22 protein-coding genes are annotated in these 15577 nt (G+C 32.8%); 11 read left to right on the top strand and 11 right to left on the bottom strand.

What is annotated here, in order from left to right; translation table 11 throughout:
* Position 1: 1 nt before the first annotated feature.
* The gene (locus tag ACQY2P_RS08080; RefSeq protein WP_428326128.1) at positions 2-727 is read right to left on the bottom strand and encodes a phosphoadenylyl-sulfate reductase; all 726 of its coding nucleotides are present in this window, start codon (positions 725-727) and stop codon (positions 2-4) included.
* An 84-nt stretch (positions 728-811) separates the two neighbouring features.
* Between ACQY2P_RS08080 and ACQY2P_RS08075 the strand changes: the two genes are divergently transcribed.
* The 4 genes from ACQY2P_RS08075 (at position 812) to ACQY2P_RS08060 (ending at position 4071) form a co-directional block, all read left to right on the top strand.
* Positions 812-1927 (top strand): thiamine biosynthesis protein, encoded by a 1116-nt coding sequence (locus ACQY2P_RS08075; RefSeq protein ID WP_428326127.1) that lies wholly within the window; start codon positions 812-814, stop codon positions 1925-1927.
* A 30-nt stretch (positions 1928-1957) separates the two neighbouring features.
* Positions 1958-3193, top strand: a complete 1236-nt coding sequence (locus ACQY2P_RS08070) for a glycosyltransferase (RefSeq protein ID WP_428326126.1) — start codon at positions 1958-1960, stop codon at positions 3191-3193.
* A 153-nt stretch (positions 3194-3346) separates the two neighbouring features.
* Positions 3347-3658 carry a hypothetical protein gene (locus tag ACQY2P_RS08065; RefSeq protein WP_428326125.1) on the top strand — a complete coding sequence of 104 codons (312 nt, stop codon included), beginning with the start codon at positions 3347-3349 and terminating at the stop codon, positions 3656-3658.
* A gap of 11 nt (positions 3659-3669) precedes the next feature.
* Positions 3670-4071, top strand: coding sequence for a hypothetical protein (locus ACQY2P_RS08060; protein WP_428326124.1), 402 nt, complete (start codon positions 3670-3672; stop codon positions 4069-4071).
* A 7-nt stretch (positions 4072-4078) separates the two neighbouring features.
* Here the strand turns inward: ACQY2P_RS08060 and ACQY2P_RS08055 are convergent, their stop codons facing one another.
* Positions 4079-4873 (bottom strand): SDR family NAD(P)-dependent oxidoreductase, encoded by a 795-nt coding sequence (locus ACQY2P_RS08055; protein ID WP_428326123.1) that lies wholly within the window; start codon positions 4871-4873, stop codon positions 4079-4081.
* A 34-nt stretch (positions 4874-4907) separates the two neighbouring features.
* On the bottom strand, positions 4908-5924 hold the full coding sequence (locus ACQY2P_RS08050; protein WP_428326122.1) for a lysylphosphatidylglycerol synthase transmembrane domain-containing protein: 1017 nt from the start codon (positions 5922-5924) through the stop codon (positions 4908-4910).
* Positions 5925-6062: 138 nt separating this feature from the next.
* On the opposite strand from ACQY2P_RS08050, the gene ACQY2P_RS08045 reads away from it, so the two are divergent.
* The 3 genes from ACQY2P_RS08045 to ACQY2P_RS08035 are packed head-to-tail and all read left to right on the top strand — an operon-like array spanning position 6063 to position 8430.
* Entirely contained in the window at positions 6063-6821 is a 759-nt protein-coding gene (locus ACQY2P_RS08045; protein ID WP_428327286.1) for an ATP/GTP-binding protein, read from the top strand.
* Positions 6821-7744, top strand: a complete 924-nt coding sequence (locus tag ACQY2P_RS08040) for a homoserine kinase (RefSeq protein WP_428326121.1) — start codon at positions 6821-6823, stop codon at positions 7742-7744. Before ACQY2P_RS08045 ends, ACQY2P_RS08040 begins: the two co-directional genes overlap by 1 nt.
* Before the next feature lie 11 nt (positions 7745-7755).
* Positions 7756-8430, top strand: coding sequence for a 7-cyano-7-deazaguanine synthase (locus ACQY2P_RS08035; protein ID WP_428326120.1), 675 nt, complete (start codon positions 7756-7758; stop codon positions 8428-8430).
* A 2-nt stretch (positions 8431-8432) separates the two neighbouring features.
* Here ACQY2P_RS08035 and ACQY2P_RS08030 read toward each other — a convergent pair whose 3' ends face one another.
* From ACQY2P_RS08030 to ACQY2P_RS08000, 7 genes are all read right to left on the bottom strand, one after another.
* Entirely contained in the window at positions 8433-8687 is a 255-nt protein-coding gene (locus tag ACQY2P_RS08030) for a hypothetical protein (protein WP_428326119.1), read from the bottom strand.
* Positions 8688-8727: 40 nt separating this feature from the next.
* Positions 8728-9285, bottom strand: a complete 558-nt coding sequence (folE, locus tag ACQY2P_RS08025; RefSeq protein WP_428326118.1) for a GTP cyclohydrolase I FolE — start codon at positions 9283-9285, stop codon at positions 8728-8730.
* A 63-nt stretch (positions 9286-9348) separates the two neighbouring features.
* Positions 9349-10062: a 7-carboxy-7-deazaguanine synthase QueE gene (locus ACQY2P_RS08020; RefSeq protein ID WP_428326117.1), complete on the bottom strand. Its 714-nt coding sequence runs from the start codon at positions 10060-10062 to the stop codon at positions 9349-9351.
* 41 nt (positions 10063-10103) lie between these two features.
* Complete coding sequence (locus ACQY2P_RS08015) at positions 10104-10298, bottom strand: hypothetical protein (RefSeq protein ID WP_012214423.1); 195 nt, start codon at positions 10296-10298, stop codon at positions 10104-10106.
* Positions 10299-10361: 63 nt separating this feature from the next.
* Entirely contained in the window at positions 10362-10709 is a 348-nt protein-coding gene (locus ACQY2P_RS08010) for a hypothetical protein (protein WP_428326116.1), read from the bottom strand.
* Positions 10706-11713: a helix-turn-helix transcriptional regulator gene (locus tag ACQY2P_RS08005; protein WP_428326115.1), complete on the bottom strand. Its 1008-nt coding sequence runs from the start codon at positions 11711-11713 to the stop codon at positions 10706-10708. Before ACQY2P_RS08005 ends, ACQY2P_RS08010 begins: the two co-directional genes overlap by 4 nt.
* 3 nt (positions 11714-11716) lie before the next feature.
* Positions 11717-12004 carry a winged helix-turn-helix domain-containing protein gene (locus ACQY2P_RS08000; RefSeq protein WP_014964168.1) on the bottom strand — a complete coding sequence of 96 codons (288 nt, stop codon included), beginning with the start codon at positions 12002-12004 and terminating at the stop codon, positions 11717-11719.
* Between the two features lie 315 nt (positions 12005-12319).
* Between ACQY2P_RS08000 and ACQY2P_RS07995 the strand changes: the two genes are divergently transcribed.
* A complete protein-coding gene (locus ACQY2P_RS07995; RefSeq protein WP_428326114.1) occupies positions 12320-12961 on the top strand; it encodes a hypothetical protein in 642 nt (213 codons plus the stop codon).
* Positions 12962-13062: 101 nt separating this feature from the next.
* A complete protein-coding gene (locus tag ACQY2P_RS07990) occupies positions 13063-13533 on the top strand; it encodes a transcriptional regulator (RefSeq protein ID WP_428326113.1) in 471 nt (156 codons plus the stop codon).
* 47 nt (positions 13534-13580) lie between these two features.
* Here the strand turns inward: ACQY2P_RS07990 and ACQY2P_RS07985 are convergent, their stop codons facing one another.
* Positions 13581-14228, bottom strand: a complete 648-nt coding sequence (locus ACQY2P_RS07985) for a Snf7 family protein (RefSeq protein ID WP_428326112.1) — start codon at positions 14226-14228, stop codon at positions 13581-13583.
* A gap of 125 nt (positions 14229-14353) precedes the next feature.
* Between ACQY2P_RS07985 and ACQY2P_RS07980 the strand changes: the two genes are divergently transcribed.
* Both ACQY2P_RS07980 and ACQY2P_RS07975 read left to right on the top strand, forming a co-directional pair.
* Entirely contained in the window at positions 14354-14905 is a 552-nt protein-coding gene (locus ACQY2P_RS07980) for a hypothetical protein (RefSeq protein WP_428326111.1), read from the top strand.
* A gap of 37 nt (positions 14906-14942) precedes the next feature.
* On the top strand, positions 14943-15371 hold the full coding sequence (locus tag ACQY2P_RS07975) for a hypothetical protein (protein WP_428326110.1): 429 nt from the start codon (positions 14943-14945) through the stop codon (positions 15369-15371).
* Positions 15372-15577: the final 206 nt, after the last annotated feature.

Below are 15577 nucleotides of genomic sequence, written 5' to 3'. Positions count from 1 at the left end.
ACTAATCCTCATTTTTACGCTCTATATGAAGGCCACACTCTTTGTGTTCTCCTTGTTCCCACCACCATCTTCCTGCACGAATATCTTCTCCAGGCTTTATTGGTCTAGTACAAGGTTCACATCCAATACTAGGATAACCTTTGTCAAGAAGGCTATTGTATGGTAAATCATATTTTTTGATATGTTCTTGAATTTGATCCCATGTCCAATCAATTATTGGGTTAATCTTTAGGATACCACCGTGTCCATGATCAATTTGAAACATTGTTACATCTTCTCTGATTTTGGTCTGTTCTCTTCTTAGTCCCGTAATCCATCCATCTAAAGTACTCAACATTTTGTTCATTGGATGTACTTTACGTATTTCACAACAAAGTTTTCTGTTCTCTACACTTTCATAGAATAGATTTAGTCCTTTTTCTTTTACCATATCTTGAACTTCTTTGGTGTCAGGAAATAATACCTCAATTGTAATATTGTATTTTTTTCTCAAGACATCCATGATATCATATGTCTCTTGAGGCAATCTCCCAGTATCTAAAGTAAAGAATCTAAATTCTGGATTAATTTTTAACATCATATCCATTACGACTGCATCTTCAGCACCAAAGCTAGAGGCTTTTGCAACTTTAGGATGTAAATTATCTGATACCCATTGAAGAGCTTCTTCTGCAGTCTTTATCTTTAAGTTAAGATCATCTACTTGTTCTTGTGTAAATCTAGTCACATATTGAGTTAAAGTATTTGTTTTATATTGATTACGCGAAGTTTTATCCTAAATTATAAACAAGTAGATTTTCAAGTAGAAAATATGGATGAAACATCGTATGTTATAGTTTTTCCAACTATATTTTCAAAAAATAAGATTCCACAATTAATTTCAAATATTAAAAAAATTCTCAAAATAAAAAATCAGCAATTCAAATCTGTAAAACGAGATGAAGAAATTATTTTAGTTGATGCCAATGATCCAGTTTTTGCATCATCCGCAATCAACATGCTTTTTGGAATAAAAGAGATTGCAATTGCAAGACAAATACAAAATAATTATCAGGATATTGTTTCAGAAATTACTTCTGTAGGAGGTAATTTACTCTTAAAAGGTGAAAAATTTCTAGTTAAAGTAGAGGGAATCTCTAAAGGATTTCTTGTAAAAGATGTTGAAATTGCTGCAACATCAAACATTATAGAAAAAAAAGCAAAGTTAGGTGCTTATCCAGGAACTGAACAAAACCATGACAAATTATTATATACATTTTTGACAAAAAACAATGCATACATCTGTATTTTTTCAGATAAAGGAAAAGGTGGTATTCCATATCAATCACAAAACGAAAAGACAATTTGTGCAGTATATGATGAATTATCAGCAGTCTCCTGTTATGAAACCATAAAACAAGGATATGATACAAAAGTGATAGTTTGTTATCGACAAAAATCAGAGTTGATGAATCTATCTAAAACACTAAATCAGATAATTCCGAGATTAGTTCAAGAAAAAATTGAATTAGAATTCTTTCATCTAAAAATAAATCTTAATGGAATTAAAAATTATTTAACATATGTAAATTCAATTTTGGAAATAATGCTCCAATTCTCAAACAAACGAGTCGCATTGGCTTTATCTCCACAAATATTTGCATCAGATTTTATAGATAATTCTCTAAAACTAGTATTTTCAAAAAAGAAAATTCCACTTGTTCCATTATCTGGAGTGGATCTAAGTTTGTTTGATGACGCAAAAGAGATTGGATTAGAGAGAAATATCAAGAAGTTAGAAAAGATTGCAACTATCAATTCAGAAGAAATTCCAACTTTTGCAAAAAAAGAGGTAGAAAATGCTCTAAAAACAAAAAAAATCATTTCCATTCAGGCAGGGCCAAATAATGTACATGATATTTTGGATTCGCTAGAAGAGAATCATTGAGAATTTAAACAGCATTTTTGTTGCAATATTGTGCTCAAAATAGGAGAATTCATCTACCCATGGGGAAGTGGTCACTATTCTAGAATGATGAGGCTAAACGAAGTACTTGGTGATCACATAAAAGAAGAATTCGAAGTTCATTTTTCAAGCAAAGATCATGTATATGAAAAATTATTAAAAAAATTCCCAGATGAAAAAGAAAAGATTCATGAAATTTTGATGCCAACTCCAATTGACGGAAAGTTTGGTCCGAGTGTTTCAATGTCATTAATGAATTTATTATTACCAATTTCAAAAAATCCACCTCTAGTTAGACAAATTGCAAACTATCTTAGAGAGGAAAGAAAACTCTACAACAAAGAAAAATTTGATTTGGTAATCAATGACGGAGATATGGGATCAAATATTTTAGCAAAAAATAGGAACATACCAAGTTTATTCATAACAAATCAATTTAGACCAAGATTATACAATTCTAGATCATATCTATATCCATCATTGATATTTGTTGCAAAACAAATTCTAAAAGCTTCAAAAATTCTTGTTGCAGATTCACCACCACCATATACAATGTGTGAATACAATCTAAATTTCATAAAAGAGGCTGAAGATAAAGTAACTTATGTTGGTCACTTCACAAATAGCAAAAAAATCAATAAAGTAGAAAGTTCTGATCTTGAGAAATTAATTAAAAATAATGAATTTGGTTATTGGATGAGAACTGGAAACAAATCAACAAATGATGGAACGGGTCAGAGATATGAAGAAGTATTTCATAAAGACGAGATGAAAACAGAAAAAAGAATAATATCTCACGCTAGAAATGATCCAAAAATTGATTTAGTTATTGGAAAAGATGGAAAGAGGTATTCTATCTTTGATGCATTAGACAAAAAAATAGATTGGATTCAGATTGACATTGGATTTCTTTCAGAACAGGAAAAAGACACAGTGTTGGATTCATGTAAGTATGCTGTAGTAAATGGCTCACATACTGTAATGGGTGAGATTATGGGTGGAAAAGCAAAACCAATCATAGGAATCCCCATTTATGATGAGCACACAAACAACATCAAGTGGGCTGAAGAGAAGAATTTGGGAATACTAGCCACAAAAACAAAGCAGGTAATTGAAGGAATTGTGAAAATTAAAGAGAATTACGGGAGATTTGAAGAGAGTTTGATTGAATTTTCAAAGAATTTTATCCCAAATGGTGCTGAAAATTCAGCAAAGATTGCTGCTCAGACCTTAGAAGAAAAGAGATAATACATTATTTTTTGAATTTCGCTCATCTGGCACGCGGGATTTCGATGGGCGAACGGACCGAAAGGGATGATGAAAAAATCCGCGTGTCAGATGTTTATCGATCAATTAGTAATGTGGGAACGCTTTTATGGAAAAAATTAAGCCAAATCATCAGTGCCTAACTGTCCAGAATGTACACATAGGGAGAAAAAAAAGATTCAAGAAAAATATGAATCTGAAGTTCTTGAAGAAGAAAGAAGTAGAGAGGATCTTTTCAAATTATACGATGAAATTGACATCCCAATGAAAATGGATGAAAAGAATAGAAGAAATTTTGTCTGTAAACGATGTGGACTCTATGCTACTAGAGAACAAGTTTCAGACATCAGATACAAACTCAATCAAAAAGAAAGAACACGTGATGATAAACATGATGACTATTTAGAATGGTGGTCAAAAAGCAAAAAAGAAAAAGCTGAAAACTAGCGTGAGTTATTATGGTAAAAAAGAAAAAAGAAGATGAAATTCCTAAATGGGTTACTGATGAAATCCAAAATGCAAAATTCAAGAAACCTGAAGAATTAAAGAAATCAGGATATATCCTAGAATTTTATTATGAAGATAACAAAATCGATGTTCAATTGTATGATGCTGTAGAAGATGGTAGACATATTGTAACTATGGATGTTCCAAAAAGTATCAAAATGGATGACTTGTTAAAAGGAGAAGTTTATGAATTTGTTTTTGATCAACACAAAGCACCACTTAGCAAAAAGGTCTCAGAATATTTACAAAAAGAAAAAGAGATTGAAATGAATGCAATTTATCAATTTGATTTGAAATCACTTGAATTATTAGATGTAGGCTCTAGTGAAGCCGATGATGATGCTGAAGAGTAATTCAAAATTACTTTACAGAATCTAATTGTTTTTTGAAAGATTTTCCCATAATAGGATTTATGAAATAGGGAAACGTATGCTTTAGCCAAACAGCACTTCTCACTACAGAAGGAACAATAATTTCTAATCTAGAAGAATTTGCAGCTTTTAGAATTGCTTTTGCAACTGTTTTAGAACTAAGAGATGTTGGGGAATATTTTGGCATTTTTTCAAAAGAAGGATGATCAAAAAAATCTGTTCTAACCATTATTGGACTAACAACTGTGATTCCTACTCCCGTGCCACTTAGTTCATGTTTGAGACCTTCTGAGAACCCCAACATGGCAAACTTTGATGCACAATAAGATGCAATTCCTGGAAGACCAAAGCTTGCAGCAACTGAAGCTACATTGACTATATGACCAGATTTCTTTTCTAACATAGTTGGGAGAAAATTTTTGATACAATACATCATTCCAAAATAATTTGTTTCCATTTGAGCTTCTATTTCATCAATGGATAGATCTTTGACAGAACCATATATTGCAAAACCTGCATTATTTACTAATACATCAATAGAGTCAAATTTTTCTAAAACAGTTTTTGACATTTCTTTTACTTGTTCTTTATCAGAAACATCACAACTACAAACAAGAATAGATACATTGAATTTTTTTAATTCATTTGCAAGTTCATCAAGTTTTTCTTTTCTTCTTGCAACTAAAATTATGTTAGCGTCTAATTTTGCGAATTCTATTGCACTTTGTTTTCCAATTCCGGATGAAGCACCAGTAATTAGGATTGTTTTGTTTTTAAAATCCACAAATCAAAAAAATCGTTTTAAGATAAAGTGGTTTCTATGTGGCTTGAGGTTTTGAGATTCTACTCAAAGCCAACTTTACTAAGAGTAACCAAGTAATAGCAATTGGTACATAGTATGTTGCAATTCTCCAGCCTATTACTGCATCCCAAGCTAGACCACCTTGAGAAACATCAAAGTCAAATGGGTTAAGATTATTCAGATATGCAACAATTCCAAACTCAGCAAGACCAGAGCCACCTATAGTGATTGGGAGATTTCCAATTGCATTTGCGCCCATTACAGCCATGATAGAATCAAATGCTCCAATAACATATCCTGTTCCCATTGCAATGATCATAAATGAAATTCCATAAAATGACCAAGATGCAAGTGAAAACAAGAATGATATTGTAAAAACTTTTTTTGATTCAGAAGTTCTTAGATTTTCTCTGCTCATAGTACATACTTCTTCCATCCAAGAGTTTGTTTGTTCGATATATTTTGCACCTTTTTCTTTTCCAAATCTTTTAGCAAGTTTTCCCAAGACTTTAGGGACTTGGAATGTACGTTTAGAAGATAGAAAGAAGAGTACCATCCACAAAGCAGTTACAGTAATACTAGTACCTAGAACAACTGCCGCAACAACATATGCTCCATTTAGTAGTGCAAGTATTCCTGCCATTATTGATAATAGGCCAGCTGCAAATACTTCAGTGACAATATCCATAATTGCAATCCATGTTGATTTTGAAGGCTTGACACCATTTTTGTGCAAATAATAGATTACAATAAATTCAGCACCAACAAACATTGGAGTTGTAAATTTGATGAACTCACTACCTACACGAACACCAGTTAATTTCAAAATAGAATCAAAATTACCAAGATATTTTCTTGTAATGTATGCAAATTTGACTCCTTGAAGGCCTAATTTTATCATCATCGCTACAACTGCGCCAAGAAATGGAAAGAAACCAATTGCCAGAACATCTTCTAGTTTAATATCAAATTGAATAGCTATAATGAAAATAGGAATTAAGGTAACAGGAATAGCTGCAAGTCTCCAGTTCATTTGATGATTTTTTTGAAGAATCAAATATGAAAGTTGATAAAATTAGGTAAAGTAATTTTTTATGCCTAGTGCTAGGCATGAATTTTGTACATAATTGATGCTAGTTTGAAATATGAGCAAATTATGAACCAGACAGGATTGAAAACTATTTTTGTTTCTGGAACTGCTGGTTCAGGCAAATCATTACTATCATCAAAACTGTATGATTACCATACAAAGAATGGAGCATTTACATCCATTTTGAATCTAGATCCAGGAGTAGAAAATTTACCATATAGTTGCGACATTGATGTAAGAGACTTTGTAGATATTGTATCTATCATGCAACAATATGATCTTGGTCCTAATGGTGCACTAGTCATGGCAGCTGATTTGATAGCATCAAAAATTGATGAGATTCAAAATGAAGTTAATAGAGTAAATCCAGATTATCTAATAGTTGATACTCCAGGACAAATTGAATTATTTGCATATCGTTCCAGTGGACGTTTTCTTATAGATAATATTACATCTGAAGAAAAAACAAGTGTCTTTCTTTTTGATGGTGCTTTAATTACAACTCCAGTAAATTTTGTTTCAATTGCACTTCTTGCAACATCTATTAGATTACGATTGAATTTACCCACAGTGAATGTACTAACAAAAACTGATCTTATTGGAGCAAATCTTAAAAAGATTCTACAATGGTCAAGTAGTTTGAGTACTTTAGAAAACGCTATAGCAAAAGATGCTGATGGAGATACCTATACTTTGACTACAAATATTTTGAGAGGATTGAATCTTAGTGGATTTGCACAAGGATTAATTCCAATTTCAAATGTGACAGGAGAGGGGTTTGTTAATCTAGAGGGAGCCCTTAGCAGAATTCTTAATTTGGGTGAAGAGGTAGAAGACTAGTGGCATCAAAAATTACAGTAAAAGCACCTTCTTCTACAGCAAATTTAGGTCCAGGATTTGATGTATTTGGTTTGGCAGTTGATGCATTTTATGACGAAGTAACCTTGACTAAAACCAAAAGTGGAATAGTAATTGTCACTGATGATGCCATTCCAACAAATCCTGAAAACAATACTGCAGGATTAGTTATAAAAAATATGAAAAAAGAATTCAAGATAAAAAGTGGAATTGAGATTAAAATCAAAAAAGGAGTTCCTGCAGGATTTGGAATGGGGAGTAGTGCCGCATCTGCAGCAGCTAGTGCAGTAGCACTTGACAAATTATTTGGATTAAAGTTGGATGGAAATTCTTTGGTAGAATATGCAGGATATGGTGAAAAAGCTAGTGCAGGAGCAGTTCATTATGATAATGTTGCAGCCTCTGTTTTAGGAGGATTTGTAATTGTTAAAACAAATCCATTACAAGTAACTAGAATTGATCCTCCAACAAATCTTAGAATGTGTGTTGCTGTTCCAAAACTTGATGTGCCAAAAAAGAAGACCAAGGTTTCAAGAGGGGTTATTCCGAAGAAAATAAAATTAACAGACAGTATTTTGAATTTATCAAATGCAACAACAATAGTAGCAGGATTTATGAAAAAAGATCCAGAATTAATCGGAAGTTCAATCAAAGATGTAATTGTAGAACCTGCAAGACAACATATGATTCCAGGATTTGTTAAAGTCAAACGAAATGCTCTAAAAGCAGGTGCATTAGGCGTGACAATCAGTGGAGCAGGACCTTCAGTAATTGCATTCTCCAAGAGTTCTGCAGATTTGAAGAAAATTAGCTCAGCAATGTCAAAAGGATTTGCATCGACAAATACAAAGTGTCAGACGGTTATCTGTAAACCAAGTAAAGGTGCTGCAGATAAAAGAAAATAATTTGATGAATCATGAAAAAAGCAGTAGTTGTGTTTAGTGGAGGTGTTGATTCTGTTTGTGCAGTATCATTTCTTAAATCAAAGTACGAGTTGTATGGAATTACTTTTTCATATGGGCAGAAAGCAAATATGGAAATTTCTGCTGCAAAATCTTTTGCAAAGAAGTTAGGACTAAAACAACACAAGATTATCGATATTGGTTTTATGAAAGAGTTGTATGGAGATTCTAATGTTTTGACTAGTTCCAAGAGAAAAATTCCAAGCAAATTTGAATATTCTATAGTAGTACCAATTAGAAATGCAGTTTTTCTCTCAGTTGCATCTGCATGGGCATATACCCTAAATGCATCTCTAGTTGTGTATGGAGCGCACACAGGAGACAAACATTATCCTGATTGCAGACCTACTTTTGCAAAGAAACTAGAATCCGCATTTAACCAAGGTGAGATTGATGGAATTAATTCAAAGTTAAGAAAGAGAATAGAGATTTGGTCCCCATACAAAGAAGGATTATCAAAAAGTGATTTGTTAAAGAAAGGCAAAACAGCATTGGGAAATTCTATCTTTAAAACGTGGAGTTGTTATTCAAACAAAAAACTTCATTGTGGAGTTTGTGAATCATGTAATAACAGAAAGAGTGCATTTGAGAAAGCAGGAATTGTAGACAGAACAAAATATCTAAAATAATTCTAGTATCTGTTTTTTAGAATTTTCTTTTTTAGAATAAACCCTCTTATTCCAATATACCATGCCAAGAAGATTAATCCAGTGATTCCCCACCAGATATAGTTTTGAATTTCAGGAGAAAGTTCTGTAAGAGTTCCAACTACTTCTCTTGCAATTAACATACAGATTGCAAGAACTATTGCAAATTCTATTGCGTACCAAGTAAAACTAGGCCAACCTTCCTTTGGAATATGAGCAATTTTTCTTCCATCATTCATGATTTTTTTGAAATAGAGTCGATATTTAATTTTTCAGATATCAATAGGAAGAATCAGAAGCACGTTTTCTAATTAAGGTCATAATTCCCTCTTTTTCCTCTTTATTTTCATAAATTCCTCTAAATGCTGATGAGGAAAGTGTTGCATCGTTTCTAACACCGCGCATCTTCATACAAAGATGCTCTGCATCAGCTAAAACTACAACTCCCTTAACTCCCTGAGAGTATAGTTCATCTGCAATGTTCTTTGTTAGTCGTTCTTGAATTTGTAGTCGTTTTGAGTATTTTTCTACTAATCGGACTAGTTTTGAGATTCCAAAGACTCTGCCATTTGGAGAATATGCAATGTGTATTTTACCAAAGAATGGAAGCATATGATGCTCACACATTGAATAAAATTGAATATCACGTGCTACTACAACATCAGAATCTTCTGAGAATTGAACAGCTAATTCTGAATCAGAATCATATCCAGAAAAAATTTCTTTGTACATATTGGCAATTCTTTCAGGGGTTTTTTTGAGACCTTCACGGGTAGGATCCTCACCAACTTCAATTATTAATTCTCTGACAAGTTTCTTTACACGTTCGTCATCCATTTTGATGATTTGAGACGATTTTTCTAGTATTTGAACGTAATCTGGTTTTTAGGCTGGTGGTAACTATGGTGCGCCAATGAATTTGTGTAATTGAGGAACAACTTTGACATCAATGTAATGAGGATAAACAATATCATACAAATTCAACAGTAATTCAAGAGAGGGTTCTGCAACACCATATGTTGGTTGAATGATAAATCCATCAATGTCATCTTTTGAGACGATATCAAAAATTTGTTTTACTAGTTCTTCAAAATCATCAGGTTTTGTTTTTGAGCTGACAACTATTTTGATGTAAGTTGTTTTCTTAGCATTAACAGAGGATTCTAAGCATTTCATGGTATGACTAATCAATTTCTCATAATGTTGAGAGTCAACAAAATCTGAATCCTTTGTTTTGAATTCAATTTTTACAATGTCAATAAATGGTAATACATGATTGAATCTATCAACATCAAAACATGATGATTCCAGATATGTTGGGATTTTTTTCTCCTGAATATGTTTTGCAAGTAATGCAACTGCTTGATGTTGAATAAGTGGATCACCTCCCGTAAAATTTACTTTGTATGTTTGATTTTTCAGGTTAGAGTCAATTAGTTGATTTGCTTCCTCAATAGAGTATTCTGTACCAGAATCAAGTGGAAGAGATTCTTTTGTATCACAATAAAAACAAGTAAAAGGACAACCTGCAAGTCTTACAAAAAGTGTTTTTGTTCCATAAAGAATACCTTCTCCTTCTACAGATGTAAATATCTCAAATAATCTAACTTTCAAGTAATAATGGTAATTTTTTTCATTATTTATTCAGTGAGTTTCTAATGCATTACTGGTTCTTTTGTGTAGAACAATCCAGAGATAAAGAACACTATGCCTAGAATGCCAATTGTGCTTCCAATTAGTTCTACTTGATTTTGAAGATCTCCTTCCATTGGAGCCCATAACCATGCCATTAAAGCGCCAACTACAATCATTGGAATTCCCACTCCAACAGTGATTGCTTTAGATGCCATGCTCAATCCTGTTTGGAAAATGTATAATAAGTTTATGATAATTTTTCAGAGAATTGAAAATTATTAATTGAGATTGACTATGAGTTGTTTTGCAGTGATAATGTTATTTTCAGAATCATAGCTAATCACATAGAGTAATGCAGATGAGCCATTAGGGAATGGTGTAACATTATCTATGGTCATACCATTACCAGTTGTAAATTCTACAATATTTGGAGTGCAACTAACACAACCAACTTTGTAATTTTTCACTGAATCATCGTTATTCCATGTAATCTCTACAGTTGCAGAGTAACCATCATAGTTTGAAACAGAGGTGCTAACAGAATCTAACGGTTCGGCAAATGCTTGGTTTGTAGAAATGATGCCTACTGTCAATACCAATAGTGCTAGTAATGCAAAGATTTTCAATTCTCTTCCTCCAAATCGTTTCGTAATTTGACCATATTTAGAAGATCTTTTTTGTAAATTTCTACTACATCTAACCTTTCTAGCCTTTTTACTGCTCTCCACATAGTGGTCCTTGGTTGAAGGAATTTCTTTCTTAGATCACTTTCAAAGACTTCACCTCCATTTTCAGAGATAAATTTGACAATCTCTTTGTCATCTTCTCTCATGTCTGGTCTGAGACTGAAAATTGTATCAGGAGTTAGTGTATCTGTAGTTGGTTTTGGGGGGGTTGGAATTACTTCTGTTTGTAATTGAGGTTTTGATTGTCTCTTTTTTGCTATAATTACTGAAGCAATTGCGACAGCTGCAATTAGACCAGCTATTAGACCAATAGTAACAGAATCAAATGAAGATTCAGATGGAGTTGTAGGTGTTTCAACAGGAGTACTAAAAATATAATCTATTTGTGTAGGACCAATAGGAATTTCTAATTTAATTTGAAAATCTAATTGTTCCATATTTTCAGGTATGATATCCATTCCCACAATAACAGAATTTTCTGGCATTAGTAATGAATAGTTGATAGGAGAATCAAATGAGAATGTCCAAACTCTACCTTCTTTGGAAATTAGATCATGAATATCATAGTTAACGGTAATAGAAGAATAATCATTTGTTTGAATCATTACCTTGTCTTCAATAATTTCTCCAGGTAATGTCGTACCATCTTCTCCAATTGCAACAAAGTTGTCTATGGATGGACCAAAGAGACTTAGTTCAAAGTTTGAAGAATCCACATCAATTTGGGATGAGATATGTGTAGAACCATCAGAATTGATAATTAGATCAAGAGTTCGAGTAGTGGCAAATGAGGTCTGCAAAGGTATCGTTAGTGCTACAACAAGCAATCCTGCTATTATTAGGGGTGCATTAACCATTGTATCGATGATACCATCAGTCCTTACAAAAAGCATTCCATCTTCTCGAGACTCTGTCCTATGAATTGGTACGAGTTGGGGGTTCATTGGCTAATACCTTAGGTTCATGCTCTCCACGAGTCCCTGAAATCTCTTGAATTCTTGGAAAAATTGAAGTCCTTTTTCAGTGATTTGAAAGACTCTATTTCTGTCGTTTTTGACAGACTCGACTAAGCCTGCTTCTACCAGTTTCTCACATTTGTCTAGTACTGCATAGTGAGATAGGTTGGCTTTGCGAGATATTGCAGATACAATGATTCCCTCACGACCGCCATCAGCAGTAACGTTTAGGATATCACCCATGATGCCCATTTCGGACCTGTATTGTTGTTTTGACATGGTATAGTATACAATCAATTAGTTATTGAGGAATGTTTTGAAACGCTATAGCGGAACGCAAAGCGGAACGCCATTTTGAGTGGAAAAAATAGTTGATTTTTAGCAAAAACGTTGCGGGGAAGAAAATTCCTAAAAAATTGTGCCTAGTTTTTTGTGTGAAAAATACCAGTTTTCATGCAAAGAACAGACTTTTTGAAAATTTGAAGAAAGAATGTTCAATTTTGCAGATTTTGTGAGTTTTTGCAGAAATTTTCTATATAAAGAACAGAATGTTTCCTGTACGTTCCTAATCTATCATTTTGATGTGTACTTTGCATGGTAAAACCCCAAAACAGAACTATTGGTGCTATTGCTGTCCTTTTGATGCTTGCTGCATCTCCAATAACTGTAACCTATTCGTTTGCAGATAATACTGGAGTGTATGAACCAAAAGGAAGTTCCAAAAATGAGGGACTAGGAGTAATTCTAACCGAAAAAATGGTTGATGGAAAGCTCAAAGTCCAACGTTATGCCTTACCATCAGATACTTCAAAAGAAGACATGCAGAGAATGTTGTCTTTAGAGACATCAGGATGGGCAATAATGAATTACAAGGCCTATAATGCTGGAATTACTCTCTTTGACGGAAAGGCAATAAAGGTCGGGCAAGACTTGTGGGAGATTTCAACTAATGGAATCCTCAGTCTTGGAGAAAAAGAGTTTGACCTAGAATTAAGTGGAAAATCCAATGGTTCCCATGTAACTATGCATGGAACTGCCTCAGATGAGGATCTCAGTTACAAAGTTGTATTTTCTGGAAAAATTACAGAAAATGAGAATGTCTTTGAAGTTTTCTTTAATTCTGCAGTAAATCCTGAGATGGGTCAAAATGTCAAATTTCTTCAGATTGGAACTACCAGTTTTGAAAAATCAGTTGATTCTAACCAAGAGTTCAGAAACGCAATTTCGGTGAGATAATTCACCAAATTTTTCCTTTTTTTTGAGTAAAAATCATTCACCTTGTCAGCTTTGGGATTCATAGTAACTTTTTATTCCCATTTTGAAAAGTAAATCATAAAATGTTTGATAAATTCAAGAAAGAGGAGGGCGGAGAAATGGTAGAAGAAAAACCTGAAGAAAATGTTGTAGAAGAGACTCCAGAATCTACCGTTTCAGAGACTTCAAGTCAGATTGGAATTGGAGAATTAATGGGAAAACGTGCCCAGCTTGAAGAAGCAATTGATTATGTCGGTTTAATGATTAAAAATCTCAAAGATAAACGAACTTTGCTTGAAAAAGATATTGAAGAAGAATCAGTAGATATCAAAAATCTCAAAGAGAAACTCCAGAAGGTCAGTGAGTATATCGAAGAAGAAAATAGAGGAATTTCAGAACTTGCTGAAAAGAGAAAACAAGTAGAATCTGAAGCTGATGAGGTTGGCTCTATAATCAATAATTTACGAGAGAAGTTATCAGGTGTTGATAGAATTATTGATGATGAAGGTAGTAGAGTTAGAAAGATAAAAGAATCTAGACAGTCCACAGAATAGTTTCATAGTATTATAATATACCAAATAATTTTTTTAGAAATCGATTTCTAGTAAAATTTTGATGTTGATTCTGTAGATGTTGATGATTCAGTTGGAACTGATGGGAACATCTGTCCTGCAGAACTTTCTGCTACAGCAGCTGCTTCTTTGAGTATTGCATCAGATTCAGCGTTTGTAGATTCATCCATTCCAAATGCTGCATCACCTGAGAAACTCTCGGTCATGAATCCACCTAACATTTCAGCCATTTGTCCAATTTCAGCTTCTGCTCCAGGCATTACTTTTCCAAGGGATGATTTGAGATTCTTCATCAATCCCATTGTTGGCATGATAGCTACTACAGTATCACCTAGATCACTAAATGTTGTTAATCGTAATTCAATTTGCTCAAGAGCAACTCTTGCACTACTCATAATTTTGATAACTTTTCTAATTTCTGCTAATTCATTTCCTAGAACTTTACTTGTTTGTGTATCATGTTTTTGGGTTGCTTCTACAATTCTTTCAAATAATTGTCCGTCGCGTTCTTTTAATCCAGACAACATTTTATCTAATTTTTGAATCTGTAATCGTAGTCTTTTGACTCCTTCTTGAACTCGTGGTTTTAGAGCACCTTTTGGCTTTACAGTATCACTGATTTTATCACCAATACTAGTAGTAGGTGGTTTAGTCCACTTGTTACTCAAATTTGCCATGGTTTTGGTTTAGGAAAATGTACTTAATTTCAGGTGTAAAGAATGATTCACAGCATGTGTAACTTCACTAACAAAGGCTAAAATTCAATCCAAAAATCTATTTACCATTTTTCTAGGCATAATTCATGAGTAAGCCATTTGGTTTTGATTTGCCAGATAATTCAAAAGAATTAACAGATAAAGAATATGTCAATTTGGTAAATCGAATTAGAGGTAATTTTCTTAGCTATGTTTCAGTTTTAGATTCAACACTTACGGTAATTATTTCAGACTTATTTTTGCGTGACAAAAATGATTTTCCATTATGGGCAAAAACTGTATTCGATGAAGATAGAACTGCATCTTTTGGAACAAAAATAGTTTGGATATCAAGAATAATGAAAAATCATCAAGACTTCAAAAAAGCAATTGAAGAGAAAACTAGAATAAAGATTCAACAAAAATTAAATGAAATTAGAGAAATTAGAAATGATTTTGCACACAATTTTGCACAAAATAAAAAGATCGAACCTGAAAATGTAAAAAATAGAATTATCAAATTATATGATTTTGAAGAAGGAATGACAACGCCAAAATTATTCAAAATGGAAGAAATTATGGATTTGATAAATGATCCGTGGATTTTAGAACAACTTGAAAAAATAGAAGTACTAACCAAGAAAATAAGAGAAAACTAGAAATTTATTTTTATAATGGAATTCTTAAATTGTTTTTGTGAATAAAAAAATTATCATTATTCCGATTGCAATAATTATAGGATTTGTTATGATGATGTCTTTGGACTCATCTGAGGAAGATGACGAGACTGTTTTTCATGTGACACTAGCAGAACCACAATTATATCAAAATGGAGAATATACAGAAACTTTTGAAATAAAAAACGGTGAATATTATTTCAGATTTGTTCCAAATGGAAGCAGTCCAGAAATTTTATCAATTTCATTAGATGGCTACAGTATAGAATTTTCTGAAGATTTCAAATTAGAAAACACTCTACATGAAACAGGAATTTCTGAATATTATACATGGAAATATCTTGGAGAAAATCAAATTATGATTTTAGAAGATCAGCAAGTAAAGATTAGCATTAATCCAAATGGAAATGTGATGGGTTCGGTATCTGTCAGTATTTTACAAAATTAAAAGAGGCGTAATCCCCTTCATTGCAGAACTTTGAGAGATTCCCTCTCGTTGTCAAACGACCTTGCGTTTGATTGCCTATATCGTTCTGCGGGGTTACGCGATTTTAGTCGATAGGAATTATATCCTTCGGCATTAATTATTATAGGAACTTCAACTATTTAACACTTAATATAATAAATTACAATTAATTCTTCAATTATTGAAAT

Origin of the sequence: Candidatus Nitrosopumilus sp. (assembly GCF_965262695.1) — an archaeon.
Lineage (GTDB): Archaea > Thermoproteota > Nitrososphaeria > Nitrososphaerales > Nitrosopumilaceae > Nitrosopumilus.
Note: the sequence above shows the minus strand (reverse complement) of the source record. Positions and strands in the feature narration are given on the sequence as shown.